This window comes from Desulfovibrio desulfuricans, assembly GCF_024460775.1.
Taxonomy (GTDB): domain Bacteria; phylum Desulfobacterota; class Desulfovibrionia; order Desulfovibrionales; family Desulfovibrionaceae; genus Desulfovibrio; species Desulfovibrio desulfuricans_E.
Genome location: NZ_JANFYZ010000138.1, coordinates 1 through 214 on the forward strand (window position 1 = coordinate 1; position 214 = coordinate 214).

At 61.2% G+C, this 214-nt stretch carries 1 protein-coding gene; it reads right to left on the reverse strand.

The window, feature by feature from the left end:
• On the reverse strand, positions 1 to 214 hold a 214-nt coding region (locus tag NE637_RS15690; RefSeq protein WP_256267851.1), incomplete at both ends, for a P-loop NTPase family protein.

Here is a 214-nt window from a genome sequence, read left to right on the forward strand (position 1 = left end):
AAGCGGTCCAGCCATGCAAGGTTCTGCCGCTGGGTGCCCTGGTATAGGCCGGTGTCGTCGCCACCGCCATTGGTATTGGCCGTGGCAACCAGACGGAACATGGGGTGTGGCACAATCAGTTCGCCGCCGTTTTCCGCCAGGCACAGGGGGGAGCCGTCAAGCACGCTGTTCAGGCCTGCTGCAATTTCAGGGGATGTCAGGTCGATCTCATTCA